Origin of the sequence: Bartonella sp. AA18HLJMS, assembly GCF_042197245.1 — a bacterium.
Lineage (GTDB): Bacteria > Pseudomonadota > Alphaproteobacteria > Rhizobiales > Rhizobiaceae > Bartonella.
Genome location: NZ_JBHIRP010000039.1, coordinates 1 through 4264 on the forward strand (window position 1 = coordinate 1; position 4264 = coordinate 4264).

The window sequence follows — 4264 nt, forward strand, 5'->3', positions numbered from 1 at the left end:
GAGACATGTCTTAAGGCGCCCAAGCCCATTTCACGGCGCCGACCGTGAATGGTATAACGATAAAGCCATTGAGCACCACCATCTTTACGCTTATGGAGGATCAAGCCGGCACCATCATTATATTTGCCAGCCCCCAATGTTGCGACAGATCTTGCATTAAGACGGTTCATAAGAGCCATTTTTAAATCCTTTCTTATACAAATTTGATCCACACACTCATCCCGCTTGTGACGTGCAAAGGTGTGGTTTTGATTGATTCAAGATAAGCAGATTTAAAATGAGAGAATCTTGCGTTATTCGAGGGTCTAATTCAATATGAGTAACGCTAGATTATCATTATAAATCAATACGTTGTATCTTTAAGGAGAAAATTAGTTCCTTTATATGAAGTGATCAATGATCGTTCAGGTGATGTGGTGAATTTTTTTCGGGTGTTGCAACGCCATTATTACCCTTTCATGGATCTGTTGGAGTTCCAGGTGAGTAGCTGTGAGGCGTCTGAACGGTTACGCACCCAAGATCCCAAGACCCTGACAGATTTAGAGCGGGCATTGCGGTTTTTATATCTGCAGCGGTTGAGTTTTGGTGGCAAAGTGGCAAAACAGACGTTTGGAGTTGATCCACACCGTGGTGCACGGTTTAATAGTCTCAAACTTGAAGCCTCCTTAAAGCTTATTTACCGTCGTTTAGCAGGTGTGACCATTGAACATTTAGATTGGTTTGAGTTTATTAGGCGCTATGATCGTCCCAACATCTTGTTTTACCTTGATCCGCCTTATTGGGGTGTTGAGGATTACTATGGCAAGGATTTGTTTAAGCGAGAGGATTATCAGAGGATGTCCACACTGCTTGCACAATTAAAGGGAAAGTTTCTTCTGTCACTCAATGATGTGCCGGAGATTCGCAAAAGCTTTAGCCCATTTAAGATAAAAGAAGTCACCATATCTTATACATGCAGTTCAAATAATCCAATTCCAGCTCAAGAGCTCATCATCTCAAATTGCGACTTTTAGCAAAGGAGAAAAAGCTGCCTTAAAGGGTCTTTAAATGATCTTTGAAAGGCCTTTGAAGACCCTTTGAAAACCCCTTTAATTTTTTAAAAAAGACGTGAATTTTAAAAATGAATTGCTGCAAAACCTGCTGACAAGTTACATACAAGACATATAGAATCAATAATTTATAGCACGACAAAAGTGCTGTGGCGGAGGGGGTAGGAATGCTATATTTATATAAAATCAATAGATTATATAGAAGTTCGGGAATTTTGATTCCGTTGATTCTTTTAACTTATTTTCTGCCTATCCCGAACCTTTTTAGAGCTTATTCTCGATCATTTAGTTCTAAATTTATCTTTTATTTTCTCTTCTTTCAGATATTAAGAAAGATGGCTGTGAGAGAAGGAATTGTGTTAGAGATCTGCTAAGGTTATTGTGTTTCAAAGGTTGCTTTTTAACACCTTTTGAACTATATTACCACCTTATTGTAAGGTAGGAGTATAGTCATGGCTACAACTGTTAAACTGTCTGATGATCTCATTAATGAGGCTAAGCGTTACGCGTCTGTTTATAGCCGCTCGGTTCCTAAGCAAATTGAATATTGGTCGCGTATGGGCAAAATAGCCGAAGAAAATCCAGATCTCTCCTTTCAATTTATTCAAGCAATCTTACTTGGACAACAAGAAAATGCAGATGGCGATGTAACAGCATTCGAATTTGGCTGAATCTATGCAAGTTTTACAAACCCATTCATTTAAAAAAACTGTCAAAAAACTGCATGCCAACCAAAAACAAGATCTAAACCAAGCTGTTCGCGTCATTATGAAAACGCCCACCATTGGTCAAGCCAAAACAGGTGATCTTTCTGGTGTTTTTGTCTATAAATTTAAAATGGCCAAGCAATTGACGCTGCTTGCTTACAGCTATGAAGATCACACGATTACTTTGACCTTGTTAGCACTTGGCTCTCATGAAAATTTTTACCGAGATCTTAAAGCATAATATATTTTACAACTTGATAGAGGCACACAGCATTAATTTTACTAAAGTTCTCCAGTGCTAAAGGTATTAAACCAAAATTTATAGACATGATCAAGCTATATTGGGCACCTAATTGCGGCATAATATTTTTAGCTAAACCGATTGGAGGACTTTGCAGCAAAGGAGTACTGCACTCATCTGCTATTACATACCTCTAACTTGAGTTAAAAACAAAGCTCTTCCGTACACCCCAACAAATGGCTTTGTCATGATAGAACTTTACTAGATTAGAGGTAAGTCAGTAGCATCTGTTATAAATTTAACGCTTCGCACTTTCCTCGGTAAATTCAAGCCGCAAAATACTAAATACAACTAAGTCCTATAGCTCAATGCGCACATAATCATGCATGGTGTTTCTACGCTCAACAAGTTACACCTCAGTTCTCTTGCGCAAATACGAATAAGAAGGGTTTAATTTGCTAATTTTAGCTCAGTCTTAAGTACAACCTCTGGAAAGGCTACACGTGCCTGCTGCATCAACGTCATATTAATGCCATAGAAAAATCCCTTACTATCTGCTATAGCTTCATTATGACGCAAGGGATTGGTACGAACCCCTGTAAGGATAAGCAAACGCAAAGCCAGTTGTGTGGGGTTTGTTGTTTGGCAAAGCGTTTTATAAAAAGCGGGAACATCTTTCCAATCCATTGCAGGTAGGTTTTTGATTTTATGGCGTTGTTTGCCTAAGAGAGCTTGTGCTTTTGTTACTGCTTGTAAATCAACATCTAAACCCAAAGCAGCCGCATGTTTGAGACAAAGATTAAGACGAATTTGTTTATTGCGTTCTTTAATGGGGTCACGACCCTCATGCAAAACAGAACGCCATTGATTTGCTAATTCACGGGCTTTTTTTAAAGAAACATTTCGCAACGCCCCCAAGCCCATTTCACGACGGCGCCCATGAATGGTATAACGATACAGCCATTGAGCACCTCCATCTTTACGCTTATGAAGAAGCAAGCCGGCGCCATCATTATATTTGCCAGCCCCCAATGTTGCGATAGATCTTGCGTTAAGACGGTTCATAAGAGCCATTTTAAGTCCTTTCTTATACAAATTTGATCCCCACACTCATCCCACTTGTTATGTGCAAATGAGTAGTTTTGATTGATTAAAGATAAACAGCTTTGAAATGAGAGAATCCTACGATATTGGGGACTCTCATTCAATATACAAAACAGTGAATTATCATTATAAATCAATATCTTGAACAGACAATCCGAAGTTTCCCAAGATCTTGAATGAAGCACGATTGGATGATCTGAGAAACCACCCCGAGACCTATAAGCATATCTGGGAAGGGGCTTATCTTACAGCGGTTCAAGGCGCTTATTATCAAAAGGAAATGTTGGCAGCCGAGCAAGAGGGGCGGATAGGGCGTGTTGCTCGTGATTCTTTAATGCAAATACGTGCTTTTTGGGACATTGGGGGGACGGGCGCCAAGGCAAATGCAACAGCGATATGGATAGCGCAATTTGTTGGTAGAGAGATCAGAGTGCTTGATTATTACGAAGCACAGGGGCAGCCTTTATCGGAACATATCGGTTGGTTGCGTCAAAACGGTTATGAGAAGGCATTGATGGTTCTCCCCCATGATGGTGCGACCAGAGACCGTGTGCACAATGTGAGTTTTGAGAGCGCTCTTAAACAGGCAGGCTTTCAAACAAAAGTTATCCCTAATCAGGGAGCAGGGGCTGTTAAGATACGTATAGAAACAGTCCGCCGTGTTTTGCCTTCTGTTTGGTTTAATGAGAAGACGACAGTAGCAGGACGTAAGGCACTGAACTGGTATCACGAGAAATGGGATGAGAAGCGTAATATTGGCTTGGGAGCAGAGCATGATTGGTCCAGTCATGGGGCAGATGCCTTTGGACTGATGTGTATTTCATACAAACCACCAAAAGAAATACAAAAGCGACCAGCTTATAGCGGCAGAACGGAATATGAGAGTACCTCATGGATGGCAGAATGATACATGATGATGAACATTTAGAGAAAGACAGCAATGTATCTGATCTCTCTCATGAAGGTTTGTTTCGTAAGCTTGTGAGTTGGTAGCAAGCTATTGATTTATAATGATAATCTAGCGTTATTCATATTGAGTTAAAGACCCGAATAACGTAAGATTCTTTTATTTCAAATCTGTTTATATTGAATCAATCAAAACCACTCGTTTGCACATAGCAAGTGGGATGAGTGTGTGGATAAAATTTGTATAAGAAAGGACT

At 40.0% G+C, this 4264-nt stretch carries 4 protein-coding genes and 2 pseudogenes; 4 read left to right on the plus strand and 2 right to left on the minus strand.

Annotated features, from left to right (window positions below; genetic code table 11):
- On the minus strand, positions 1 to 179 hold a 179-nt coding region (locus ACFINW_RS09520; RefSeq protein WP_375674245.1), incomplete at its 3' end, for an Arm DNA-binding domain-containing protein.
- A 150-nt stretch (positions 180 to 329) separates the two neighbouring features.
- Here ACFINW_RS09520 and ACFINW_RS09525 point away from each other — a divergent pair.
- The 3 genes from ACFINW_RS09525 (at position 330) to ACFINW_RS09535 (ending at position 1997) form a co-directional block, all read left to right on the plus strand.
- Positions 330 to 1013 carry a DNA adenine methylase gene (locus ACFINW_RS09525; RefSeq protein ID WP_375641249.1) on the plus strand — a complete coding sequence of 228 codons (684 nt, stop codon included), beginning with the start codon at positions 330 to 332 and terminating at the stop codon, positions 1011 to 1013.
- A gap of 488 nt (positions 1014 to 1501) precedes the next feature.
- A complete protein-coding gene (locus ACFINW_RS09530; protein ID WP_005773872.1) occupies positions 1502 to 1720 on the plus strand; it encodes a TA system antitoxin ParD family protein in 219 nt (72 codons plus the stop codon).
- Positions 1713 to 1997, plus strand: coding sequence for a type II toxin-antitoxin system RelE/ParE family toxin (locus tag ACFINW_RS09535; RefSeq protein ID WP_375641247.1), 285 nt, complete (start codon positions 1713 to 1715; stop codon positions 1995 to 1997). Before ACFINW_RS09530 ends, ACFINW_RS09535 begins: the two co-directional genes overlap by 8 nt.
- Before the next feature lie 570 nt (positions 1998 to 2567).
- Here the strand turns inward: ACFINW_RS09535 and ACFINW_RS09540 are convergent.
- A pseudogene (locus ACFINW_RS09540) lies at positions 2568 to 3071 on the minus strand (integrase family protein); the annotation flags it as partial.
- Between the two features lie 175 nt (positions 3072 to 3246).
- On the opposite strand from ACFINW_RS09540, the pseudogene ACFINW_RS09545 reads away from it, so the two are divergent.
- Positions 3247 to 4008 (plus strand): annotated as a pseudogene (locus ACFINW_RS09545) (PBSX family phage terminase large subunit); the annotation flags it as partial.
- Positions 4009 to 4264 lie beyond the last annotated feature (256 nt).

Bases quoted from the DNA above. Each gene is read 5' to 3' on its own strand.
- ACFINW_RS09530 (WP_005773872.1), top strand. From the start codon at position 1,502: ATGGCTACAACTGTTAAACTGTCTGATGATCTCATTAATGAGGCTAAG.